Source organism: Streptomyces sp. NPDC003011 (assembly GCF_053591515.1).
On record NZ_JBSFTY010000090.1, the window covers coordinates 1 to 23,459 of the forward strand.

Genomic DNA, 23,459 nt, shown 5'->3' on the forward strand with positions numbered 1-23,459 from the left:
ACTAGAACTGAAGGCCGGCCCGGACGCGGCCCGTGGTGGGGCCCCGGCGGCGACGCGGTGCACGGCGAGTCCACCGTCAGGGACCGCGACTCCGGCGCGTGGGTGGTCCGGGTCTGGCAGCGGGGCACGGTCGAGAAGGCGGACGGCGACCAGATCACCGTGCAGAGCGAGGACGGGACCACATGGACGTGGACCGTGGGTGCGGACGTGCGGGTCTTCCCCGGGGACGGGGACACCTCCGGCCCCGAGGCGCTGAAGAAGGGGGACGCGGCGTACCTGGTCGGTACCCGCTCCGACGCCGGCACCAGGACCGCGCGGCACGTCCTGTCGGGGAACTGGGAGGAGAAGGGCCTGGGCGACTGGCGTGACCGGATCCCCGGTCACCGCTTCCGGGAGGGGGAGACACCCGGCCCCTCGGGGAGCGGCGCACCGACCTGACACCCGCCTCGGCGGCCGGGTCCCGCGCCGCGCCCCGCGGTCGACGCCCCCGGCCCCCGGAACGGCTCCGGTGTTGGGCGGCCCGGCCCACAGGGACCCGACCGCCACCGAGGGCACCCCCCGGTACCTGGTCCTGGCAGCCGGTACTAGTACCTCTTTCCGATCACCGCGTGGGCGTACCTCTCCTCCGACACGGCCAGCCGGGTCTCCAGACCGCCACGGGTGAAGGCCTCGACGGCTGCCGGGGCCTGGCGTTCGCTCGTCTCGACCAGCAGGCAGCCGCCGGGCGCGAGCCAGCCGGGGGCCTCGGCCGCCACCCGGCGCAGGACGTCCAGGCCGTCCGTGCCGCCGTCGAGGGCGGCCAGCGGTTCGTGCTCACGGGCCTCGGCGGGCAGCAGCGCGACCTCGCCGGTCGGGACGTACGGCACATTGGCCGCGAGGATGTCGACGCGGCCCCGCAGACCCGTGGGCAGGGCCGCGAACAGGTCGCCCGTGTGGACCTGGCCGCCGGCGCCGACGACGTTGCGGCGGGCACAGCGGACCGCGACCGGGTCGATGTCGGCGGCGTGCAGGGTGACGGGGCCGAGCGCGGCGGCCAGGGCGGCGCCGACGGCGCCCGAGCCGCAGCACAGGTCCACGACGACGGCCGCGTCGGGGACGCGGGCGAGGGCTTGGTCGACGAGGAACTCGGTACGGCGGCGGGGCACGAAGACGCCGGGTTCCACCGCTATGCGCAGACCCCGGAACTCGGCCCAGCCGAGGACGAGTTCGAGCGGCCGGCCGGAGACCCGGAGGTCCACCAGGCCGGTGAGCTCGGCCGGGGTGCGGGCGGCGGCGAGGATCAGTGCGGCCTCGTCCTCGGCGAAGACACAGCCGGCGGCCCGCAGGGCGGCCACGACGGAGGCTCGGGAGGACGGCGAGGAAGAGGGAGGTGTGGGCGGGGAGAGTGAAGGCATGGAAGCCGAAGGCCTTTCGGGAGCCGCAGGGGCGCTCCCGCGGTCACCTACAGACGGTGATCCGCGCCGGTACGAGGAGAGAGCACCCGACCTGACACAGCGGTGATGGGGCTCACCTCCTCGGCACATCCGGCTGGGACCGCCCGCAGCCGGACGGTCACATTACCCCAACGCCCGGCCACGGACGGCCCGCTCATCCCAGTTGTACTATGCAACCAGTGGCCTGAGGAGGTTCCGTGGACGTGTACGCGGCCGAAGCGGCGGTGGAGACCATCCAGCGCGAGATGACGGCGTTCGCCCGCCGGGCCAGGGCGTCCGCCGGGCGCATGCACCCCGAGCTGTCGCTGGTGTCGTACACCCTGCTCGGGCACCTGGAGGAGAGCGACGGCTGCCGTGCCACCGACCTGGCCGCTCACTACTCCCTGGACAAGTCCACCGTCAGCCGCCAGGTGACCGCCCTGGAGCGGGCCGGGCTCGTCGAGCGGCGCCGCGCCCCGGAGGACCACCGGGTGCACGTCCTGCACCTCACGGAGGCCGGCCGGCGCATCCTCGCCCAGGTCACCGTCCGGCGACGCGCCGCCGTGCGGGAACGGCTCGCGGACTGGCCGGCGGAGGATCTGGAGCGCTTCGCCGCCTGTCTTCTGCGCTACAACGCGTGGTCGGGCGACGCCGGGGCCGAGGACGCCTGAGCGTTCGGGCCACGCCGTGCACCGCCCTACGGCACCGGTACGGCGCCGCGCCCCTCCGGCAGCCGGCGCGGCACCCGGGCCGTCCCGAAGGCCGTCGTGCGGCGCAGCCGGAAACCGAGGGACTCGTAGAGGCGGACGGCGTCGGTGTTGCCCGCGCCGGTGTGCAGGAAGGGGATTTCGCCGCGCTCCCGGATGCCGTGGGCGACGGCGAGGGTCAGCCGGGTCGCGAGGCCCTGGCCACGGACGGAGGGGTCGGTGCAGACCGCGCTGATCTCGGTCCAGCCGGGCGGACGCAGTCGCTCCCCCGCCAGGGCGACGAGGGCGCCGTCACGGCGTATGCCCAGGTAGGTGCCGAGTTCTATGGTGCGTGGCAGGAAAGGGCCGGGTCGGGTGCGGGCGACCAGGCCGAGGATCTCGGGCACGTCGGCCGGGCCCAGCACGACCGCCTCCGGATCCGGGGCGGTGGCCAGTCCGTCGTCCACGAACTGCAGCCCCTCCATCCGGAACGTGAACTCCCAGCCGTCGGGGATCTGCCCCTGGAATCCCAGCAGCGGAACCTCGCCGCCGGCGTCCGCGAGCGCCGCGACGTCCGCCCAGTCGTCGGCGTCGGGCTCGTCGGGCAGCGCCAGCCACGGCGTGACGTCGACGGGATAGCGCAGCACCCGCCCGCGCCGCTCCGCGAAACGGGCGTGCGGTCCGGTCAGCGCGGCCCGGGCCGGGTGATCGAGGACGTGCGGGGCGGGGCCGCTGCGCGGCCGGCCACCGGTCCGCGCCCGGTCCGTGGTCGCCGGTACCGCCGAGGACTCCGGTACGTCCCTGGTCTCCGGTACGTCCGTGCTCATCGGGCGACCGGGGTGATGACCCAGGTGACCGGGGCGACCTCGGCACCCGCCGCCACCAGGATCCGCCCGGAGCCCGGGACGAGCCGGTCCGCCTCGGCGCGCGCCTCGGTCTCCGGGCCGTCGTACCGCGTGAAGGCGTACGCCTTGGGCACTGCTCCACACTCCTTCGCTGTCGCCGGCACACCGCTGGCCGCCGCCATCCCCGTGTACGGGCCACCGGACGCGGCACCAGTCGGCAAGGAGGATCGGCGCTCGGGTATTCCCCGCGGGCCGGAGAGTTCATACGGTCTTCACGAGCGCCGGCCGGCCCGGGGACCCGGCACCGCTGACATGCACGTACGGTTGACCGCGTAAGGAATCACTCCCGTCGCCACGCTGGAACCGCATGAACGTCACCCGAGGCTTCACCGGACGCGCCCGCGTCGACAATCCGAGGCTGCCGCCAGGACAGTACGACGCCGGCGAGGACTGGCCCGTCCTGTCCGCGGAGGTCACCCCCGACCTGGCGCCGGCCGACTGGACCTTCCGCATCGACGGACTGGTGGAGCAGCCGCGCACCTGGGACTGGGACGAGGCGCACGCGCTGCCGGCGTCCGCCTACGAGGGGGACATCCACTGTGTGACCAGCTGGTCGAAGTTCGGCGTGCGGTTCGGGGGCGTGTCGCTGGACGCGTTCCTGGCTGTGGTGCGGCCCCATGGGTCCGCCACACATGCCGTCGCCTACTCGCACACCGGCTACACCACGAACCTCCCGCTCGCCGACCTCACCGGCGGACGGGCCTGGATCGCCTGGGAGTACGACGGGAAGCCGCTGCCGTCCGAGCACGGCGGGCCGGCCCGGCTGCTGGTGCCGCACCTGTACTTCTGGAAGAGCGCCAAGTGGATCGCGGGCCTGCGCCTCCTCGACCACGACGAGCCGGGTTTCTGGGAGCAGAACGGCTACCACGCCCGGGGCAACCCCTGGGAGGAGCAGCGGTACTCCGGTGACTGAGACGTCGGCCTCCCCCGCCTTCACTCCCCCGACCCGGTTCGCCGTGCCGGGGCGGATCGCCGTGAGCAACCGGGCCGCCGCGGTGTGGCAGACCGCCACGCTCACCGGGATCCGCCGCGAGACCCCGCACGCTTCGACGTTCCGCTTCGCGGTGCCCGCCTGGGCGGGGCATCTGCCCGGCCAGCACCTGATGCTGCGGCTGTCCGCCGGGGACGGCTATGTGGCCCAGCGCCACTACTCGATCGCGTCCGCGCCGGACGACTCCGGCCACATCGAGCTGACCCTGGACCATGTCGAGGGCGGTGAGGTCTCCGGCTGGTTCCACTCGGTGGCCCGGCCCGGGGACGAGGTCGAGGTGCGCGGCCCGCTGAGCGGCTTCTTCGCGTGGCCCGGTGACCGGCCCGCGCTGCTGGTCGGCGCCGGCTCCGGCGTCGTACCGCTGATGTCGATGGTGCGGCACCACCGGGCGCGCGGTCTGTCCGTGCCGCTGCGGATGCTGGTGTCGGCGCGCAGCCCCGAGGAGCTCATCTACGCCCGGGAGTTGGGCGCGGAGACGACGCCCGTGTTCACGCGGAGTGCGCCGGAGGGCGCACCGGTGGGACGTATGGCGGCCGCACATGTGGCGCCGCTCCTGGCCGAGCAGCCTCCTGGTGGGTGGGAGGCCTATGTGTGCGGTTCCAACGCCTTCGCCGAACACGCCTCACGGCTGCTCGTCGCGGCCGGTCAGCCCGTGGACCGTATCCGGATCGAACGCTTCGGCTGACAGAGGAGGGCCGGTCCCACGTGGCTGGTTCCCCGCCTCCGTTCCACCCCGGCGTTCCGCCGGTCTCCGGCCGGGCACTCCGCACCGACGGCCCTCGGTTGGGCTGTGGGTGAACCTCTCCGGTGGAGGGGTACTAGATCCGTGTGGGCGCTCGCAGGTGTGCGCGGTGCGGAGGTCGACATGCGAATCCGGGTGCGCGGCTGGCGTTGGCGGCGCAATCCGTTGCGGCGCCGGTCGGATGTCGTCGAGGCGTGGACGGTGCTGGCCGTCGCGGTGCTGCTGGCCGTGGGCGCACCCCTGGCCGGGGCGGTGGCGGGCCGGTGGGCCCATGACGAGGCGCGCGCGGTCGCCGTGGAGCAGCGGGCCGATCGCCAGCGCGTGCGCGCGGAGGTGGTGGGCAGGACGTCGGACGCGTTGCCGTCGGTGGGCGGCCGGGAGCACACGTACCGGGTGGCGGTGCGCTGGGCCGAGCCCGGCGGCGAACCGCGGACGGCCACGACGCGCGTGCCGGCGGGGACGCAACGGGGAGACACGCTCGACGTGTGGTTCGACTCCCGCGGCCGGAGCGTGGCCCCGCCCCCGGACGGCACCGCGGTCTGGCGGCACGCCGTCGGCATCGGCGCGTTCGCCACGGGGAGCGCGGTCGCCGTCGTCCTGCTCGCCCATGCCGTCGTCCGCTCCACGGCCGACCGCCGCAGGATGGCCGAGTGGGAACGCGACTGGGCCCTCACCGAGCCGCAGTGGACACGCCGCCGGGCGTGACGTCCGGCCACACCCGCCATCCGCCCGCCGCGTCGGCCGGTCGAGGCCGTCGGGCTCGCCCCCCGAGGCTTCGACGCCGGTGACCCGACCACCGTGCCAGCCGCCCGGACCCCCGGGATCTCCCGCTCCCCCGCCACCACCGAGCAGCTCCGCGCCCTGACCAGCGGTTCCAGCCCGTCGCCCGGCGCCTCGGGGGCCGGCCCATGGCGCCGTCGTGGTGCGGAGCGCGGCAAAGACCTGGCGAGACATCGGACCACCCACGTACGGTGTGATCATCCGCACTCACTCTTCGCAAAGGCGGTCCCACATGGCCCTGTTCGACCTTCCCCTCGACGAACTCCGGGAGTACCGCAGCGCGTCGACCGAGCCCGAGGACTTCGACGCGTTCTGGTCCAAGACGCTCACGGAGGCCCGCGCACACGATCTGGACGCCCGCTTCGAACTCGTCGACACGGGCCTGGCCACGGTGAAGGTCTACGACGTGACGTTCGCCGGGTTCGGCGGGCACCCGGTGAAGGGCTGGTTCACGATCCCCGCCGAGGTCTCCGCGCCGGTGCCGCTGGTCGTGGAGTTCGTGGGGTACGGCGGTGGGCGCGGGCTGCCGCACGAGCATCTGCTGTGGGCGTCCACGGGCCGGGCGCACTTCGTGATGGACACCCGGGGCCAGGGCAGCGCCTGGGGCGGCGGTGGCGGCACCGCGGACCCGGTGGGCGGCGCTCCCTCGTACCCCGGCTTCATGACCCGGGGCATCGACGCCCCCGAGAACTACTACTACCGGCGGGTGTTCACGGACGGGGTGCGGGCGGTGGAGGCGGCTCGTTCGCATCCGCTGGCCGATCCCGCGCGCACGGTCGTCCTCGGTGCCAGCCAGGGCGGCGGCATCTCGATCGCGGTCGGCGGCCTGCTCCCGGATCTGACGGCGGTCGCTCCCGACGTGCCGTTCCTGTGTGACTACCCGCGCGCGGCGAGGCTGACCGACCGTCACCCGTACCGGGAGATCGGCCTCTACCTCAAGACGCACCGCGGGCACACCGAGGAGGCCCTGCGTACCCTCTCCTACTTCGACGGCGTGCACTTCGCCTCCCGTGGGCGCGCCCCGGCGCTGTTCTCGGCGGCCCTGGAGGACCAGACCTGTCCGCCCTCCACCGTCTTCGCGGCCTTCAACGCCTGGGGCGGCGACGACAAGGCGATCGAGGTGTACGACTTCAACGACCACGAGGGCGGCGGTCCCTTCCAGGAGGCGGCCAAGCTGCGCTGGCTGCGGTCGTACGCCTGAGGGGTCCGGCCCTCGGTGGCAGGGCACCATGACCCGGCGGGCCCGTTGTTCCTCCCGTGAGGTCTTCCGTGGAGGACATCGGGCACCTTCCCTCCCGTCCGACCAGTCGGTATGTTCAGGAAGCCCGGTCCGCGCCCAGCGAGCCGGGCTTTCGGCGGACGACGGAGGGTCCATGTCCCAGCACGCGCCCCAGCCGCACGGCCACTGCGACGCACGCTTCGCCGCGGTGCGGACGGCGTTCGAGGAGAACTTCCGGGACCGCGGGGAACTCGGTGCCGCGGTCACCGTGACGGTCGACGGCGAGACCGTCGTGGACCTGTGGGGCGGGTGGGCCGACGCGCGGGGCACCCGCCCCTGGGAGCGGGACACGCTGGTCAACGTGTGGTCGACGACGAAGGGGCCGGTCGCGCTGTGCGCCCACATCCTCGCGGACCGCGGCCTGCTCGACTTCGACGCGCCGGTGGCCGCCTACTGGCCCGAGTTCGCCGCGGCGGGCAAGGAGAACGTCCTCGTCCGGCATCTGCTGTCGCACCGGGCCGGACTCTCCGGCCTGCGTGAGCCGCACTCGCTCGCCCAGCTGTGCGACTGGGAGCTGACGACGAAGCGGCTGGCCGCGACGGAGCCCTGGTGGGAGCCGGGGACCCGGTCCGGGTACCACGCGCTGACGTACGGCTTCCTGGTCGGGGAGGTCGTCCGGCGCATCTCGGGGCTGCTGCCCGGCGCGTTCCTGGAGCGGGAGGTGACCGGGCCGCTCGGCATCGACTTCACCATCGGGCTGCCGGAGAAGGAAGCCGGACGGGCGACCGAGCTGGTGCAGCCGCCCATCGCCGCGACCAGCGAACAGGCAGCCGTGTTGAGCCAGTTGGCGCCCGCCGCGATCGCCGCCGTGACCAACCCGGGGGTGGGCGCGGCCGCGGCCGGTACGCCCGAGTGGCGGGCCGCGGAGATCCCCGCCGCGAACGGCCACGGCACCGCACGGGCCGTCGCCGCGCTCTACGGCGTCTTCGCGGGCCGGGGATCGTACGACGGGCACCGCGTCCTGTCCCCGGAGGCCGCCGAGCGGGTCCGCGAGGGGCAGGGCCGCTGCCGGGACCTGGTGCTGGGCGCCGGTTTCCCGAGCGAGACGGAGGCCGGGCTCGGGCTGTGGCTGAGCGGATCGAACGGCTCGTACGGGCCGAACCCGCGCGCCTTCGGCCACGACGGCTTCGGCGGCTCGTGCGGTCTCGCCGATCCGGAGGCGGGCGTGTCACTGGGCTATGTGATGAACCGCATGGGGCCCCATATAGCCGACGACCCGCGGAAGATGGCGCTGATCGACGCCCTGTACCGCGTGCTGTGACCTCACCGGCGTCCGGCGCACCGCTGTTCCAGGCGGCCACGGGAACCTCACCCCGTGGACGGAGGCGAAGGCCGGCACCGGGAACCCCGACCGCGGTCCGCCTGGGCGATGCCCTGGCCAGCGGCCAGGGCCGCCGGGACGTCGCGGGCACGGCCCTGGAGTCCGTGCGCCGCTGCGCCTTTCGGCAGGGCGTACCGCTACGGCAGTCTGCGGGCCACGACCATCCGGACCCGTGGGCTGCCGTCCCGTCGCCGCCCGAACTGGGGCAGGGCCTGGAACTCGACCCGGAATCCGGCGCGTTCCAGCTCCCGTCGTACGTCCCCCGTCCGGAAGGCCCGGTAGTACATGACGAACGGCGGCCGCCACACGGCGTTGCGCACCCGCATCACCGCGTCGAAGACCAGCAGCATCCAGTAGGCGCGGGACGCGGGGCGCGGCGGGGCCACCACGGGGAAGGCGAAGCAGCCGCCCGGCCGCAGGACCGAGTGGACCTGGGCGAACAGCCCTGGCAGTTCACGCGGCAGGAAGTGCCCGAACGCCCCGAAGCTCACCACGAGGTCGAAGGCCGGACCGAACGGCAGGGCGCGGGCGTCCGCGCGCACCCAGGAGACGTGCGGGCCGGGCGGCCGGACGCGTTCCCGGGCGACCTGGAGCATGCCGGTGCTGAAGTCGACCCCGGTCACCTGGCGCCGGCACACCCGGGCCAGCACGCCGACCCCGGCGCCGGTGCCGCAGCACAGGTCGAGCCCGGCGTCGAAGGGGCCCATGCCGCCCAGCGCCGAGGCGACGGCGTCGAGCACCGAGTCGGGCGTGCGGAAGGGGGTGTGGTCGAACTTCGGGGCGAGCAGGTCGTAGCCGCGTTCGACGGACGACAGCGCCTGCACGGCGAGTTCGCGGAGCCGGGGGCCTTCGGGGCTGAACATCCGCGTCAGCTTAGGGGAGCCCGCTGCCCGAGGACCGCGAGTACGCGCTCGCACCAGCGGACGTTCTCCGTCTCGAAGGCGATGCCTCCCATGAGCGTCAGATACGGACCGATCCGGTCGGACTCCCGCAGGTACTCCTCCTCCGTCCGCCCGGCGAGGAGCCGCTCGCGCACACGTTCGTAGCGGCCGAGCTTTCCGCGCGCCCAGGCCCTGCGTTCCTCGACCAGGGCGCGGGTCGCCTCCGGGTCGGTCCCGTCCATCGCCTGGATCTTGATCAGGAACTCGTCGCGGAGAGCGGCCGGCCGCCTGGTCGGCGCCACGGCGAAGGCGTCCAGTTCCCGCCGGCCGGCTTCGGTGAGCGTGAACATGCGCTTGTTCGGGCGGCGTTCCTGGTGCACCGTCCTGGCCTCGACCAGCCCGTCCCCCGCGAGGCGCTCCAGTTCCCGGTAGAGCTGCTGGGGTGTGGCGGGCCAGAAGTTCGCGAGGGACACGTCGAAGACCTTGGACAGCTCGTAGCCCGAGGCCTCGCCCTCCAGCAGGGCGGCGAGAACGGCGTACTTCAGCGACATGTGGACACGCTAACAGCAGGTGAATAATCTACTCCACACCTATTGAACTAATTGACTATGGAGGATCCGATGCGCGCATTCCGCGAGGCGGTCGAGGCGGGCGACCTCGACGCCGCCGTGGCGCTGCTGGCCGAGGACGTCGTCTTCACGAGCCCGGTGGTGTTCAAGCCGTACGCCGGCAAGGCGATCACCGCGGCGATCCTGCGCGCTGTCGTACAGGTCTTCGAGGACTTCCGCTACGTGCGGGAGCTGAGCGGCTCGGACGGCCGCGACCACGCGCTGGTGTTCACGGCCCGGGTGGGGGACCGCGAACTCAGCGGCTGCGACTTCATCCACCTCGACGAGGACGGCCTGATCGACGCGTTCACGGTCATGGTCCGCCCGCTGTCGGGCGCCCAGGCCCTGGCGGCGGCGATGGGCGCCCAGTTCGACCGGATCGCCGAGGAGGCGCAGACGCAGACGGGGTGAGCGCCACGCCCGTCGGGAGTTCGTGGACTGGTGTTCACGCCCGTCCACGGCCTCGATCCCGAGCGTGGGTCCACCGCCTGCGGGTGGACGGAACAGAAGGCGTCCGCGACGCGTTGACCATGGCGGGACCGGCCGGCCGTCCGCCCGCCGGGTCCATCTCACAGACGTGACCGCGCACTCCGTGGTACGGTACGGCTAGCACTTGTGTACGCCCGTCTTCCGGGCGCCGGTGCCAGTTCTCTTCTGACAGTCGAACTCCCCGCCGCTTCACGGCAGGCACATCGACTTCCCAGCGCCACCTCGTCGAAGGCTCTCCCGCCGTACCCGAGGTGCTGTTCCCGCCGCCGAGGCGTGCTCTCGTTCCGCCTCCCCTCGCGGCTCCTCCCCTTCCTTCTCCCGCAGGTCCCCCGCACCATCCGTCCTCGAAAGGACCCCCGCATGACCACCACACTCGACCACCCTCCGGTCCAGCAGCAGCTCCCCGCCCGGGCCGCCACCGGTGTCCTCGACATCGACGCGCACGGGAAGGGGTACCTGCGCTCCCCGGCCCTGCTGCCCTCGCCCACCGACCTCCAGGTCCCTCCCCAGCTCGTCCGCCGGTACGGCCTGCGCAAGGGCGACCTCGTCGACGGCGTACGCGGCACCCAGCGCGCCCTGACCGAGATCGCCCGGATCAACGGACGCGGTCCCCAGGAGCAGCGGACTCGTCGTCACTTCCGGGACCTGACACCGCTGCACCCCCGGGAGCGGCTCCGTCTCGAACACCGGGCGGCCGGGCTGACCGGCCGGGTGACCGATCTGATCGCTCCCGTCGGCAAGGGGCAGCGCGGGCTCATCGTGGCCCCGCCCAAGACCGGCAAGACCGTGATGCTCCAGCAGCTGGCGGCGGCCGTCGCCGGCAACCACCCCGAGGCCCGGCTGATGGTGGTGCTGCTCGACGAGCGTCCCGAGGAAGTCACCGACATGCGGCGCTCCGTGCGCGGCGAGGTGTACGCCTCGACCTTCGACCAGAGCCCCAGACAGCACATCGCCCTCGCCGAGCTCGTGATCGAGCGGGCCAAGCGGCTCGTCGAGGCGGGCGAGGACGTCGTCATCCTCCTCGACTCCCTCACCCGGCTGTGCCGGGCCCACAACAACGCGGCCGCCGCCGGTGGCCGCACCCTCAGCGGCGGCGTCGACGCGACCGCGCTGATCGGCCCGAAGCGGTTCTTCGGCGCCGCCCGGCTGGCCGAGGAAGGCGGCTCCCTCACCATCCTCGCCACCGCCCTGGTGGAGACCGGCTCCCGCGCCGACGACTTCTACTTCGAGGAGCTCAAGGGCACCGGCAACATGGAGCTGCGCCTCAGCCGCGACCTCGCCTCCCGCCGGGTCTTCCCGGCCCTCGACATCAACCTCTCCGGCACGCGCCGCGAGGAACTCCTGCTGCCCCCGGCCGAGTTGGCCGTCGTCCACGGTCTGCGCCGGGCCCTGCTGAACCGGGACGGCCAGACCAACCTGGAGACCCTGCTGGAGCGGATGCGCGAGACCCCGGACAACGCGGCCTTCCTGCACCGCGTCCGGCCGACGCTGCCGTCCGGCTGACGAGCCGCCCCCAGACCGCCCCGACACCGCCCCGCCGACACGACGTGCCGACACGACGTGCGGCATCCGGGTGCTCGCCGGCCCCTCTCGGCCGGGGCACCGCCGTGTACGGCGGGTCCGTTCCTACGTTTGCGGTATGACCATCGGATGTACTTCTCGGGTTGCCGCGTCCGCCTGCGTGCTCGGTGTCGCGGGCCTGCTCGCGCTCGCGCCCGCCGCCGTGGCGGCCGGTGCCGGGGCGGACCCCGCTACGCCCGGCGCGCCCCGGGTGGCGGCCCCGCAGCCCGCCCTGCTGTACCGCTCCGGCACCCAGGTCCGGGCGCGCGCCGGAGCGCCCGAGGTGCCGGACGTCTCCGCGCTGTCGTGGCTGGTGGCCGACGCCCGCACCGGCGAGGTGCTCGCGGCGCACGACGCGCACCGCAGACTGCCGCCCGCCAGCACCCTGAAGACCCTGTTCGCCCTCACCGTGCTGCCGGTCCTCCCGCGCGGCATCCGGCACACGGTCGACGAGGACGAGCTGACCGGGATCGGCTCCGGCAGCAGCCTGGTCGGGGTCGCCGAGGGCCGCACGTACCGGGTCTCCGACCTGTGGCGCGGAGTCTTCCTCAACTCCGGCAACGACGCCGTGCGCGTACTGGCCGAGCTGAGCGGCGGCTGGCGGTCCACGGCCGCCCGGATGCAGGCCAAGGCCCGTGCGCTCGGCGCCCGTGACACCCGCGTGCTGTCGCCGGACGGGTACGACGCGCCGGGCCAGGTGTCCTCGGCGTACGACCTCGCCGTCTTCGGCCGGGCGGGGCTGCGCAACGCGGAGTTCGCGCGGTACTGCGGCACGGTCGAGGCCCGGTTCCCGGGCGGCGGCGGATGGTCGTACCCCATCCGGAACACCAACCGGCTGCTGACCGGCGAGGACGGTGTGCGGCGGTACCCGGGACTGGTCGGCGTCAAGAACGGCTACACCAGCAAGGCCGGCCACACGCTGGTCGCCGCCGCCCGCCGGGGCGGGCGCACGCTCGTCGTGACCGTGATGAACCCTCAGGCGGGCGGCGGCTTCGCCGTGTACGAGGAGGCCCGGAACCTGCTCGACTGGGGCTTCGCCGCCGACGGCCGGGTCGACCCGGTGGGGTCGCTCGACGCGCTGCGGGCCGTGCCGCACGCCGGTCCGGCCGGACTGCCGGCGGCGGCGGTGCCGACCGTCCCGGGCGACGGGCCCGGCTGGCGGGAGACGGGGGTGATCGCGGGTGCCGCCGGGCTCGGTGCCGGTGTCGTCGCCCTGGCGCTGCGGGCCATCGCCGGCCGTCCGGTGCGGAGTTGACCGACGGCAGCCACGGCCGCCACGGCAGCCGACCGAGCGTGCGCCACGTGCGGGCGGTGCCGCCGAGGAAACCGCCGGCGCCGGACACGCCGTCGTACCACAGCCGGACCACGCTGGTGCACAGCACCGCCTACAGGGCTCCCGCGACCTGCGGATGTCCGGCGCGGAGTCGGGCGGCCGGAAAGGAACGCGCTCATCTCCGGGTGGGGGCCGCCTGTGACCGGCACGTGAGGCGATGCCGCCGGACGCGCGCGCACCGGACGCCGGTCAGAACACCGACACTCCCGTCAGGGTGGTGAAGCGGTCCAGGGCCGCGACCCCGGCCACCGAGTTGCCCCGCTCGTCCAGACCCGGGCTCCACACACACAGCGTGCAGCGCCCCGGCACCACGGCGATGATGCCGCCGCCCACCCCGCTCTTGCCGGGCAGACCCACCCGGTAGGCGAAGTCACCCGCCGCGTCGTACGTGCCGCAGGTCAGCAACACCGCGTTGACCTGCTTGGCCTGGCTCTGGGTGAGCAGCCGCGTGCCGTCGGCGCGCACGCCGTGCCGGGCCAGGAACGTGGTGGCCAGGGCCAGGTCGGCGCAGGAGGCCCTGAGGGAGCACTGCCGGAAGTACTGGTCGAGCAGGACCGGGACGGGGTTGTCGATGTTCCCGTACGACGCCATGAAGTGGGCCAGGGCGGCGTTGCGGTCACCGTGCGCGGACTCGGACGCGGCGACCTCCTGGTCGAAGTCCAGGGTGGCGTTGCCGGACTCCGAGCGGAGGAAGGCCAGCAGCTCGCCGGCCGCGTCCCCGGTACGGGTGTGGAGGCGGTCGGTGACCACCAGGGCGCCCGCGTTGATGAACGGGTTGCGCGGGATGCCGTTCTCGTACTCCAGCTGGACCAGGGAGTTGAAGGGGTTGCCGGAGGGCTCGCGGCCCACGTGCTCCCAGAGTTCGTCGCCCTCGCGGGCCAGGTCCAGGGCGAGGGTGAAGACCTTGGTGATGGACTGCGTGGAGAACGGCTCCCGCCAGTCCCCCACCCCGTACACCGTGCCGTCCAGCTCGGCCACGGCCATGCCGAAGCTGCGCGGGTCGCAGGCCGCGAGCGCCGGGATGTAGCCGGCGGGCCGGCCGCGGCCGGGGGTCCGTTCGATCTCGGCGGCGATACGCTCCAGGACCGGTCGGAACAGCGAGGACATGATCGTCATCATGCCGCACACCTGCCTCCGGAGCGTCCCCGGGGCGGCGGGGGATCCGTACCGGCCGTCTCAGGACCCGGCCCCTGCCCCTGTTTCCGTCCCTGTCCCTGTCCCCGTGCGCGGCATCGGCAGGCGGCCAATCAGGCATGTCTTGGGCCGAACTCCGCGTGCTGGCCCGACGGTAGCGGGTTCGCACGTCAGGGTGAACGTCTGCGGCCTCTGCGAACCGGGGTCCGCTCGGCCATCGAGCAGACAGGAGCGATGTTGCGTCACCGCGACGAAGGCGACGGAGTCACCGGCTTGCAGCGCCCGGCCGGCAGGAGAGGTACCGGGGCGGTCGCCGGGCTGCTGCGGCGAAGTGCCGCGGCCGGCCTGTGCGCGACGGCGGTGCTGGTGGCCGGGTGCGCCATGCCCGCCCCGTACGTGCCCGTGCTGGAGAACCCGAAGGACGGACGGACGTTCTATCTCAGTCCTCAAGGAGACGACAGCGAGGACGGCCGGACGCCGAAGACCGCCTGGCGCACGCTCGGCCGTGCCGACGCCTTGCGGCTGAAGCCGGGCGACCGGCTGCGGCTGAAGGCAGGCGCACGTTTCCCGGGCCGCTTGAGCATCGGTCAGGGGGACGCCGGGAACACCCGCAAGCCGGTCGTGATCGACTCCTACGGAGCGGGTCGTGCGACGATCGCGGCCCGCGGCACCCGAGCCATCGAGGTGCACAACACGAGCGGAGTCGTCGTGCGCGACCTGCGCCTCGTCGGCGACGGCGCGTCCTACCGGTCGCAGGACGGCCTCGCCTTCGTCAGCGATCTGCCCGGCGACCGGAAACTGCCGTACGTCCGGGTCGCGGGGGTCGAGGTGTCGGGCTTCCGCAACGGCATCCGGCTGCACGGCGGCACCGAGGCGTCGGGTTTCCGCAATGTGGTGATCAGCGACTGCTCGCTGCACGACAACCAGGACGCCGGTCTCGTGGCGGACGGCCCTCCCTTCTCCGCGGACGCGCCCGCCTACGCGCACGACGAGGTGACGGTGTCGAGGGTGGCGGCGTACCGCAATGTCGGAGACCCGAGGGCGTCCGGCCGCAACACCGGCAGCGGCATCGTCCTCGGCAGTGTCCGCCGGGGCACGGTGGAGCGGTCCGTCAGCCACGACAACGGGCGTTCGTCCTCGCCGGACGCCGTCGAGGGCCCCGAAGGCATCTGGACGTACGACTCGACGCGGATGACGCTGCAGAGGAACGTCTCCTACGGCAACCACACCGGCTCCACGGTGGACGGCGGCGGGTTCGGCCTCGACAACAACGTGTCCCACTCGGTGATGCAGTACAACCTGTCCCACGGGAACGACGGTGCGGGTTTCCTGGCGTACTCCGCCGCCCCCAACGCGGCGCACACGGGCAACACGATCCGGTACAACATCAGCCACGACGACAGCCGCAAGCTTCCGCAGTACGGCGGCATCGTCGCGTTCGGAACACGGGTCAGCGACCTCGCGGTCTACCAGAACACGGTGCTGACCACGGCGAACGGCCCCGTCCGCGCGCCGGCGCTCCGGCTCGAACCCAGCCTGCGCCGCATCACCGTGCGCAACAACCTGTTCGTCACGGACGGTTCGCCGGTCGTCGCGGCGCCGGGGGCCCTGGCCGCCTCGGCCGTGCTGATGCAGGGCAACGACTACCACAGCTCAGGGGACTGGGCGCTGCTGTGGGGCGGTCGCGCGTACGACGACCTGGCCGTCTGGCGCCAGGAGACGCGTCAGGAGATGCTCGGGGCGCGGGTCACCGGCACCGACCGGGACCCCTGCCTCGTCCCGGTCCCGCTCGCCGCGGCCGGCCCGGACCTGCGCGGCAGCGGACCGACGCGCGGCGCACTCGCGGCGCGGTGCGCCCACGCGCTGGCCGATGCCGCCGTGGACCTGCGGGCCGTGGGGATCGACCCCGGGCGGGTGGACTACTTCGGAGCGCCGCTGAGCGGATCGCCCGGTGTGGGCGCCGTGCAGGCCGGTCCGGCCGCCTGAGAGATCGTCACCCGCAGGTCGCCCGGGCCCGGCGGCGGAACGGAGGCCGGGCGTCCCAGGGCGCGGACGTGCCAGCCGGCCGCCCGCCAGACCACCGGGTCCAGGGCGTTGCGGGCGTCGACCATCCGCGGTGCCCGGACCACCTCGGACAGCTTCACCGGGTCGAGCGCGCGGTACTGGCGCCACTCGGTCAGGTGCAGCACCAGATCCACCTCGCGGCACGCCTCCATGACGTCCGTGCAGTAGGCCGGACCGGGCAGCGCCGCGCGCGCGTTGTCGATGCCTTCCGGATCGTGCACGCGTACGTCGGCGCCCTGCGCGACGATCTCGGCGGCGACGGCCAGTGCCGGTGAGTCCCGCACGTCGTCGCTGTCGGGCTTGAAGGTGGCGCCCAGCACCGCGACCCGCCGTCCGGCGAACTCGCCGCCCAGCAGATGACGGGCCAGGTCGACCGTCCGCCGACGCTGCCGGTGGTTGATGCGGTCCACCTGGCGCAGGAAGGACACCGCCTCCCCCACCTGGAGTTCCTCGGCCCGGGCGAGGAACGCGCGGATGTCCTTGGGCAGACAGCCGCCGCCGAACCCGAGGCCGGCGGACAGGAACGCCCGCCCGATGCGCTGGTCATGGCCGAGGGCGTCGGCCAGGGTCACCACGTCGGCACCGGAGGCGTCGCACACCTCCGCCATCGCGTTGATGAACGAGATCTTCGTCGCCAGGAAGGAGTTGGCGGCGACCTTCACCAGTTCCGCGGTGGCCGGATCGGTGCTGACGTAGGCGACACCGGCCCGCAGCATCGGCGCGTAGACCTCGCGCAGTGTCCGGTCGGCGTGCGGCGAGGTGACCCCCACGACCAGCCGGTCGGGGCGCAGCGTGTCCTGGACGGCGAATCCCTCACGCAGGAACTCCGGGTTCCAGGCGATCTCGGCGGCGACGCCGGGGCGGACCTGTGCTGTCACCCTGCGGCCGAGCGTGCGGGTGGTGCCCACCGGCACGGTCGACTTGCCGACGATCAGGCTGTCGCGGGTGAGGAGCGGCGCCAGTCCGTCGACGACCGCCTCGACATGGCGCAGGTCGGCGGCGAGGGAGCCGGCCCGCTGCGGTGTGCCGACGCACACGAAGTGCACGTCGGCGAAGTCGGCCGCCTCCTTGAGGGAGGTGGTGAAACGCAGCCGCCCGGCCCGCGTGTTCCTGACGAGGATCTCCGGCAGGCCGGGTTCGAAGAACGGCGCCCGGCCCGCCGCCAGTGCCGCGATCTTCCCGCTGTCGGTGTCGACACCGAGGACGTCGTGGCCGACGTCCGCCATGCACGCGGCGTGCACGGCTCCGAGGTAGCCCGTACCGATGACGGTCAACCGCATGGGGTTCTCCTGTCGTGGGCCGCCGACGCCGACGGGTCAGCGGGCATAGCCGTGGGGGTTGAGTTCCTGGAACCGCCAGGCGTCACGGCACATGGCGGCCAGGTCACGTGTGGTGGTCCAGCCCCAGGCCTCGGCCACCGCGCTCGCGTCGGCGACGAGCTCGGCGACGTCGCCGGGTCTGCGGTCGACGACCTGGTAGGGAAGGGGGCGGCCGCTCGCCTCACCGAAGGCGGCGACCAGTTGCAGTACGGAGGTGCCGGTGCCGGTGCCCAGGTTGAACACCCGCATGCCGGTGTGGTCGTCCAGGTGCTCAAGGGCCACCCGGTGTCCCTCGGCGACGTCCATGACGTGGATGTAGTCCCGCACGCCGGTGCCGTCCGGCGTGGGGTAGTCGTCCCCGAAGACGCTCAGCTTCTCCCGTCGGCCCACGGCGACCTGGGCGACGTAGGGCATGACGTTGTCGGGGACGCCTTGCGGGTCCTCGCCGAGCAGGCCGCCGGGGTGGGCTCCGACCGGGTTGAAGTAGCGCAGGGCGAGCACCTTCAGGTCCGTCAGGTGGGCGCAGACGTCCTCCAGGATCCGCTCGCACGTCAGCTTGGTGCGGGCGTAGGGGTTGGTGGGCGCCACCGGGCTCCGCTCGGTCAGGGGCACCGTCCGCGCGTCGCCGTAGACGGAGCACGACGAGGAGAACACCAGCCGGCGGACGGCGTGCTCGTGCATGACCGACAGCAGTGCGCAGGTGCCGCCCACGTTCGTGTCGTAGTACTCGACCGGCCGTGCCACCGACTCCCCGACCGCCTTGTGGGCGGCGAAATGGATGACCGCGTCCACCTGATGGGCGGCGAACACGCGCGCGAGGGCCTGCCGGTCGCGCACGTCGGCCCGGTAGGCGGCGGCGAGGGGCCTCCCCGCGGTCTTGGCGATCCGGTCCAGGGCGTGCGGGGAGCTGTTGACGTGGTTGTCGACGACGACGACCTCGTGGCCGTGGGCGAGCAGTTCGACACAGGTGTGGCTGCCGATGAAGCCGGCGCCACCGGTCACCAGGACCGTTTCGGGCATCGGGCACCTCGTTCTCGTCGGTGAGGGGTGGGACGTTCCGGGCGGGGCACCGGGCAGCCACGGGCGTCAGCCCGGGAGGAAACCCCGCACGTAGGTGGGGAACAGCAGCAGCGCGAAGGCCAGTGGTGCGAGCGCGACGAGACCCGCGGTCAGCGGCACGATCGCCGTGTGCAGCGCCCGGCCCGCCCCGACCCCCGCGGACCTCGCGGTCTCACGGATGTGCAGCACGCTGACGGCGAGGGTCACCAGCGCGTAGGCGAGGGAGCCGAGGAGGCACAGGAACACGTAGCCGATCGCGGGGCCGGTCAGCTGTCCGACCACGGCCGCGCCGGACAGGACGGCGGTGAGCAGGAGGTAGGGGAGCATCAGGCGCAGCGGCAACGGCTCCATGCCGTCACGGACCTTGGGTGTCACCTTGAAGACGACCCTCCTCGGCCGCAGGCGCTGCGCCAGCGCTGCCGCGGCCCCCCAGGCCACGTACGGCCAGCGGGTCAGTCCGAACAGCCAGCTCTCCCAGCTCAGCAGCGGCGCGTCGACGGGCCGCAGCAGCCCCCGCCTGCGCAGCAGCACGGTGAGCAGGATCAGGAAGAACGACATGGCCCAGAAGTGCAGGAGGAAGGCGATGTAGTTGATGTTGATCCACGGGTGGCCCGTGACCGCGGCGATCGGCGGCAGCAGCAGGCCGGCGGTGGTGGTCAGCGCGAGCAGCGGATAGTACGAGAGGGCGAACGCGAACCGGATCCTCAGCCGTGCGGGCATGCGCCGCAGATGTTTCGGGAGCATGCCCAGCAGCATGAACACCAGGCTCCGCGACCACTGGAACTCCTGCGTCACCATGGCGGCGAAGGTGAGGGGGCCGTCGCCGTGCGCCTCCGCGTCGATGGCGAACGCCCCGTGCCAGCCGGCCGAGTTCAGCAGGAACGTCGTCGAGAAGTCCTCGGCCAGCTCGGGGCCGAGCCCGCCGATGTCCTGGAGGGCGCGGGTGCGTACGGCGTAGTGGGAGCCGATGCACAGCGGTGCCAGGCCGTCGGAGTGGCCCAGCTGCATGGGTCCGTGGAAGGTGGCCTCGCGGTGCAGTCGTCCGCGTGCCGACCACGAGGTGCGGGCGTTGGCGTCGCACACGCTGGGGGCGGCGACGTAGCCGACGGCCGGATCGGCGAACGGCCGGACGACTTCCGCCAGGTAGCGGGGGTGGGGCACGTGGTCGACGTCGAGCTGGGCGACCACGTCGTAGTCGCAGTAGCCCCAGTGGTCGTAGAAGTGGGCGAGGTTGCCCTCCTTGCACCGGGTGCGGCGGGGCCAGGCGTCCCGGTGGTAGGAGGCGACACCGCGGCGGCAGGACACCCGCACGGCGTTGGCCTCGCACCAGTCAAGGATCTCCCGGTCCGGGTCCTCGTCGCACAGCCACACGTCGTAGCGGTGCGGGAAGTCCTGGCGCAGCATCGCGCTCAGGGTGGCGCGGGCGACCGGCCACGGCTCCGACGGTGCCCGGGTCACCACGAACGCGGTCCGCAGCCGGGGCACCTCCACGGCCGGGTCGAAGGTGCGCAGCCGCACCATCACGACGACGAAGTACAGCGGCAGCACGGACAGGTACAGCAGAAGGGCGCTGTTGACCACGAAGCCCGCCCAGCCGACCCGGTGTTCCGGGCGCAGCCACCACTCCCAGAAGCAGACGAGGGCGGTCCACCAGCACACCGCGAGCAGGGACACCTTCATCCGGTCCAGGCGCCCCAGCCGGGGGATCCAGGACGCGGGCCCGGGTGTGACCGGTCTGCGCGGCTTGCCGAAGACCGGTCCGTCGGCCGCCAGGTCGACGACGTTGCCCGACGAGAGGACCCACAGGTGGGTCCTCAGCATGGCGGCGTCGGCGTCCGGCAGGCCCGGACCCGTATCCAGGGCGGTGCCGGGCGCGCGGCGGGGATCCGTCTGTGTCACGACGCGGCGGTGGTCGCGCCGGCCGGGCAGGGCGCCGCGGTGGCGACGCCGTCCTGCTGCCCGCCCCGGAGGGCACAGAGAGCGGCGGCGATGTCGTCCGGCCGGGCGGCGAACCATTCCACCGTGCGCCGCACACCGTCCTCGATGTCCACCTCGGGGCTCCAGCCCAGGCGCCGCGCCGCCCGTGCGATCACCGGCCGACGGCGGGCGGGGTCGTCGACCGGCAGCGGGTGGAACTGGATCTCGGCCTGGGATCCCGTCAGGTTCAGCACCAGTTCGGCGAGTTGCAGGACCGTCAGTTCCACGGGATTCCCGAGATTGACCGGTCCGGGTTCGTCGTGGTCGAGCATGGCGACGATTCCGCGCACCAGGTCGTCGACGTAGCAGAAACTGCGGGTCTGTTTTCCGTCGCCGTAGACGGTCAACGGCTCCTGGGCCAGTGCCTGGACGACGAAGCTGGAGACGACCCGGCCGTCGTGCGGGCGCATGCGCGGGCCATAGGTGTTGAAGATCCGCACGATTCCCGTGTTCGTTCCGCGGTTCGTCCGGTAGGCCTGGGTCAGCGCCTCGGAGAACCTTTTCGCCTCGTCGTAGACGCTGCGCGGGCCGATCGGATTCACATGGCCCCAGTACGTCTCGTCCTGAGGGTGCACTTCGGGGTCTCCGTACACCTCACTGGTCGAGGCCAGGACGAAGCGCGCGTCGTGGCGGGCCGCCAGGCGCAGCGCGTTCTCCGTGCCGCGGCTGCCCACGGCGAGCGTCTCCAGCGGGCGGGCGAGGTAGTCGGGTGGCGAGGCCGGGCTGGCCAGATGGGCGACCGCGTCGACGCCACCCGACACCTCGACCGACCGGCTGACATCACCGCGGACGAGTTCGAAAGCCGGGTCTGCGAGAAAGGGTGCGATGTTCGCGGGATCGCCGGTCGAGAAGTCGTCGAAGCACACGACCTCGTCACCGCGCCGGAGGAGTGTTTCGCAGAGATGCGAACCGAGAAAACCGCCGCCACCTGTCACGGCCACACGCATGAATTCTCCTGGACTCGCCGAAGGGATTCCATCGCTCCGCCCGGCGCGGGGTTACGGGAATCGGTCACCGGGTCAGGAGGCGGCCTTTATCGGGGACCGCATGATTCAGCATATGAGCGTAAATAGCACTTTCCGGAGTGCGGCGGCGCGGGCTGCGCCGATCAGCCGGTACCTCCCGGTGGGCGCCGCCTCTGCGCATCCCGCCACCACTCGGATGTGAACGGTGCGCCAGTCCGGCACGGTTCATCCCTTAGCGTGACGGAACCGCGTGTCGGCCCGGCACGGCCCGCCGTTGTCACGCGCGCGGGTGCCGTGCGTCCGGCGGTCCGCGCCGTGCCGCTGCCGGCGAGCGCCTCCGGGCGAAGGGGTTCCGCCGGGCGATCGGCGGGCAGCGGACCCTGCTCCAGGACGAGTCCGGCGACGCCCGGCCGGTCACGAGGGTTCCTCGGCGGGCTCGGCGGCAGCCGCGTGGCCGATGGCCGGGGTGAGGGCGGTGCCCAGGCCGACGACCTCGCCGGCCGTGATGGCGGGCCGGCCCGCACGGGCGGCCGGCCGGCACCCGCCGTGCGCCGACCGCTCAGCCGCTCAGCGCACCCGCGCCCAGCAGGCCGAACAGCAGCACGCCGACGACGATCCGGTAGATCACGAACGCGTTGAAGGAGTGCTTGGCGACGAACCTCAGCAGCCAGGCGATGGAGGCGTAGGCGACGACGAAGGAGACGGCGGTGCCGGCGGCGAGCGGAGCCGCGCCCACCCCGGCGCCCAGGGCGTCCTTCAGTTCGTACAGGCCGGCGCCGGTCAGGGCGGGGATGCCGAGGAAGAAGGAGAGCCGGGTGGCGGCCATCCGGTCCAGGTCGAGGATGAGCGCCGTGGACATGGTGGCGCCGGAGCGGGAGAAGCCGGGGAAGAGCAGGGCGAGGATCTGGGAGCCGCCGACCAGCATCGCGTCCTTGAAGGAGGTGTCGTCCTCCCCGCGCTTGTGCCGGCCCATCTGGTCCGCCGCCCACATCACACCGCTTCCGGCGATCAGCGAACCCGCCACGACCCACAGCGAGGCGAGCGGCCCCTCGATCAGCGGCTTGGCGGCCAGACCGACGACGACGACGGGGATCGTCGCGCAGATCACCCACCAGGCGAACTTGTAGTCGTGGTGCTGGCGCTGCTCACGGTCGGCCAGGCCTCGGCCCCACGCGGAGACGATCCGGACGATGTCCGTGAAGAAGTACACGAGCACCGCGGCGATCGCGCCGACCTGGATGACGGCCGAGAAGCCGACGACGGCGTCGTCGTCGACGGGGATCCCCATGAGCCCCTCGACGATCTTCAGATGGCCGGTGGAGGACACGGGCAGGAACTCGGTCACCCCCTCGACGGCTCCGAGGACGACGGCCTGACCGACGCTGATGACGCTCATGGGATCCAGTTCTTCTCGGGGAGGGCCAGTGCGGCGGGGCCAGTCCTACTACACGCCGACGAGAGCCGAGCCCTACGCCCACACCGCCCGTGCCAGGCTCACCCCCACGAAAACCGCCCCGAGACCGGCCATCACGCTCGCGACCACGTTGGCGGCGGCATAGAACCCGGCGCCCGTCTCGGCCAGCCGGAGGGTCTCGTACGAGAAGGTCGAGTACGTCGTCAGCGCCCCGGACAGGCCGGTGCCGACGAGCAGCTGGAGGGGGGAATCGGCGGCTCCGGCCGCCGCCGCGCCGGTCAGCAGGCCGAGGACGAGACAGCCGGTGACGTTGACCGCGAAGGTGCCCCAGGGGAAGACCGAGTCGTGCCGGGACCGCACCGCCCGGTCGGTGAGGTGGCGGAGGGGGGCGCCGACCATCGCGCCCGCGACGACGAGCAGCCAGTTCACAACGATTTCTTACCCTTCGTGCCCGGATTGTCCTGATCGCTTCCCCGGCCGGCGCACCGGATGACCCCGCACGCGTCGAGCGTCACCGGTCCCCCGGTGACGAGCTCGTCG

The 23,459-nt window shown here is 73.0% G+C and carries 23 protein-coding genes; 11 read left to right on the forward strand and 12 right to left on the reverse strand.

Translation table 11 applies throughout. The features are described 5' to 3' along the window. Positions 1-57: 57 nt before the first annotated feature. Positions 58-438, forward strand: a complete 381-nt coding sequence (locus tag ACWD0J_RS33670) for a hypothetical protein (protein WP_451499649.1) — start codon at positions 58-60, stop codon at positions 436-438. 146 nt (positions 439-584) lie between these two features. Here ACWD0J_RS33670 and ACWD0J_RS33675 read toward each other — a convergent pair whose 3' ends face one another. After that, positions 585-1,394, reverse strand: a complete 810-nt coding sequence (locus tag ACWD0J_RS33675; RefSeq protein ID WP_451499650.1) for a putative protein N(5)-glutamine methyltransferase — start codon at positions 1,392-1,394, stop codon at positions 585-587. Between the two features lie 284 nt (positions 1,395-1,678). On the opposite strand from ACWD0J_RS33675, the gene ACWD0J_RS33680 reads away from it, so the two are divergent. Then, positions 1,679-2,083: a MarR family winged helix-turn-helix transcriptional regulator gene (locus tag ACWD0J_RS33680; protein WP_451499681.1), complete on the forward strand. Its 405-nt coding sequence runs from the start codon at positions 1,679-1,681 to the stop codon at positions 2,081-2,083. Positions 2,084-2,109: 26 nt separating this feature from the next. On the opposite strand, the gene ACWD0J_RS33685 is transcribed toward ACWD0J_RS33680, so the two are convergent. Both ACWD0J_RS33685 and ACWD0J_RS33690 read right to left on the reverse strand, forming a co-directional pair. Then, positions 2,110-2,925: a GNAT family N-acetyltransferase gene (locus tag ACWD0J_RS33685; protein ID WP_451499651.1), complete on the reverse strand. Its 816-nt coding sequence runs from the start codon at positions 2,923-2,925 to the stop codon at positions 2,110-2,112. Then, positions 2,922-3,077 (reverse strand): hypothetical protein, encoded by a 156-nt coding sequence (locus ACWD0J_RS33690; RefSeq protein ID WP_451499652.1) that lies wholly within the window; start codon positions 3,075-3,077, stop codon positions 2,922-2,924. The genes ACWD0J_RS33685 and ACWD0J_RS33690 overlap by 4 nt, the downstream gene beginning before the upstream one ends. A gap of 233 nt (positions 3,078-3,310) precedes the next feature. On the opposite strand from ACWD0J_RS33690, the gene ACWD0J_RS33695 reads away from it, so the two are divergent. From ACWD0J_RS33695 to ACWD0J_RS33715, 5 genes are all read left to right on the forward strand, one after another. Continuing rightward, positions 3,311-3,916 (forward strand): sulfite oxidase-like oxidoreductase, encoded by a 606-nt coding sequence (locus tag ACWD0J_RS33695; RefSeq protein WP_451499653.1) that lies wholly within the window; start codon positions 3,311-3,313, stop codon positions 3,914-3,916. Then, positions 3,909-4,679, forward strand: coding sequence for a ferredoxin reductase (locus ACWD0J_RS33700; RefSeq protein ID WP_451499654.1), 771 nt, complete (start codon positions 3,909-3,911; stop codon positions 4,677-4,679). Before ACWD0J_RS33695 ends, ACWD0J_RS33700 begins: the two co-directional genes overlap by 8 nt. Positions 4,680-4,859: 180 nt before the next feature. Beyond that, a complete protein-coding gene (locus ACWD0J_RS33705) occupies positions 4,860-5,441 on the forward strand; it encodes an Rv1733c family protein (protein WP_451499655.1) in 582 nt (193 codons plus the stop codon). Between the two features lie 307 nt (positions 5,442-5,748). After that, a complete protein-coding gene (locus ACWD0J_RS33710) occupies positions 5,749-6,717 on the forward strand; it encodes an acetylxylan esterase (RefSeq protein WP_451499656.1) in 969 nt (322 codons plus the stop codon). A 172-nt stretch (positions 6,718-6,889) separates the two neighbouring features. After that, positions 6,890-8,056, forward strand: coding sequence for a serine hydrolase domain-containing protein (locus ACWD0J_RS33715; protein ID WP_451499657.1), 1,167 nt, complete (start codon positions 6,890-6,892; stop codon positions 8,054-8,056). Between the two features lie 197 nt (positions 8,057-8,253). Here the strand turns inward: ACWD0J_RS33715 and ACWD0J_RS33720 are convergent, their stop codons facing one another. Both ACWD0J_RS33720 and ACWD0J_RS33725 read right to left on the reverse strand, forming a co-directional pair. Continuing rightward, positions 8,254-8,979: a class I SAM-dependent methyltransferase gene (locus ACWD0J_RS33720; protein WP_451499658.1), complete on the reverse strand. Its 726-nt coding sequence runs from the start codon at positions 8,977-8,979 to the stop codon at positions 8,254-8,256. Positions 8,980-8,984: 5 nt separating this feature from the next. Further along, entirely contained in the window at positions 8,985-9,548 is a 564-nt protein-coding gene (locus tag ACWD0J_RS33725; protein ID WP_451499659.1) for a PadR family transcriptional regulator, read from the reverse strand. Positions 9,549-9,617: 69 nt separating this feature from the next. On the opposite strand from ACWD0J_RS33725, the gene ACWD0J_RS33730 reads away from it, so the two are divergent. The 3 genes from ACWD0J_RS33730 to ACWD0J_RS33740 all read left to right on the forward strand — a co-directional run bounded on the left by ACWD0J_RS33730 (position 9,618) and on the right by ACWD0J_RS33740 (position 12,909). Continuing rightward, positions 9,618-10,016, forward strand: a complete 399-nt coding sequence (locus tag ACWD0J_RS33730) for a nuclear transport factor 2 family protein (protein ID WP_451499660.1) — start codon at positions 9,618-9,620, stop codon at positions 10,014-10,016. A 438-nt stretch (positions 10,017-10,454) separates the two neighbouring features. Continuing rightward, positions 10,455-11,597, forward strand: coding sequence for a transcription termination factor Rho (gene rho / locus ACWD0J_RS33735; protein ID WP_451499661.1), 1,143 nt, complete (start codon positions 10,455-10,457; stop codon positions 11,595-11,597). A 136-nt stretch (positions 11,598-11,733) separates the two neighbouring features. Beyond that, on the forward strand, positions 11,734-12,909 hold the full coding sequence (locus ACWD0J_RS33740; protein WP_451499662.1) for a D-alanyl-D-alanine carboxypeptidase family protein: 1,176 nt from the start codon (positions 11,734-11,736) through the stop codon (positions 12,907-12,909). A gap of 267 nt (positions 12,910-13,176) precedes the next feature. Here ACWD0J_RS33740 and ACWD0J_RS33745 read toward each other — a convergent pair whose 3' ends face one another. Beyond that, on the reverse strand, positions 13,177-14,106 hold the full coding sequence (locus ACWD0J_RS33745) for a glutaminase (protein WP_451499663.1): 930 nt from the start codon (positions 14,104-14,106) through the stop codon (positions 13,177-13,179). Between the two features lie 249 nt (positions 14,107-14,355). Between ACWD0J_RS33745 and ACWD0J_RS33750 the strand changes: the two genes are divergently transcribed. Further along, positions 14,356-16,107, forward strand: coding sequence for a right-handed parallel beta-helix repeat-containing protein (locus ACWD0J_RS33750; RefSeq protein WP_451499664.1), 1,752 nt, complete (start codon positions 14,356-14,358; stop codon positions 16,105-16,107). On the opposite strand, the gene ACWD0J_RS33755 is transcribed toward ACWD0J_RS33750, so the two are convergent. The 6 genes from ACWD0J_RS33755 to crcB all read right to left on the reverse strand — a co-directional run bounded on the left by ACWD0J_RS33755 (position 16,041) and on the right by crcB (position 23,348). Then, a complete protein-coding gene (locus ACWD0J_RS33755) occupies positions 16,041-17,465 on the reverse strand; it encodes a UDP-glucose dehydrogenase family protein (protein WP_451499665.1) in 1,425 nt (474 codons plus the stop codon). The two genes, ACWD0J_RS33750 and ACWD0J_RS33755, sit on opposite strands and share 67 nt — an antisense overlap. 36 nt (positions 17,466-17,501) lie before the next feature. Continuing rightward, the gene (gene galE, locus ACWD0J_RS33760; protein WP_451499666.1) at positions 17,502-18,524 is read right to left on the reverse strand and encodes a UDP-glucose 4-epimerase GalE; all 1,023 of its coding nucleotides are present in this window, start codon (positions 18,522-18,524) and stop codon (positions 17,502-17,504) included. Positions 18,525-18,590: 66 nt separating this feature from the next. Further along, positions 18,591-20,462, reverse strand: a complete 1,872-nt coding sequence (locus ACWD0J_RS33765) for a glycosyltransferase (RefSeq protein ID WP_451499667.1) — start codon at positions 20,460-20,462, stop codon at positions 18,591-18,593. Continuing rightward, the gene (locus ACWD0J_RS33770) at positions 20,459-21,487 is read right to left on the reverse strand and encodes a UDP-glucuronic acid decarboxylase family protein (protein ID WP_451499668.1); all 1,029 of its coding nucleotides are present in this window, start codon (positions 21,485-21,487) and stop codon (positions 20,459-20,461) included. The genes ACWD0J_RS33765 and ACWD0J_RS33770 overlap by 4 nt, the downstream gene beginning before the upstream one ends. A 577-nt stretch (positions 21,488-22,064) precedes the next feature. Beyond that, the gene (locus ACWD0J_RS33775) at positions 22,065-22,901 is read right to left on the reverse strand and encodes an undecaprenyl-diphosphate phosphatase (RefSeq protein ID WP_451499669.1); all 837 of its coding nucleotides are present in this window, start codon (positions 22,899-22,901) and stop codon (positions 22,065-22,067) included. A 72-nt stretch (positions 22,902-22,973) separates the two neighbouring features. After that, entirely contained in the window at positions 22,974-23,348 is a 375-nt protein-coding gene (crcB, locus tag ACWD0J_RS33780; protein ID WP_451499670.1) for a fluoride efflux transporter CrcB, read from the reverse strand. Positions 23,349-23,459 lie beyond the last annotated feature (111 nt).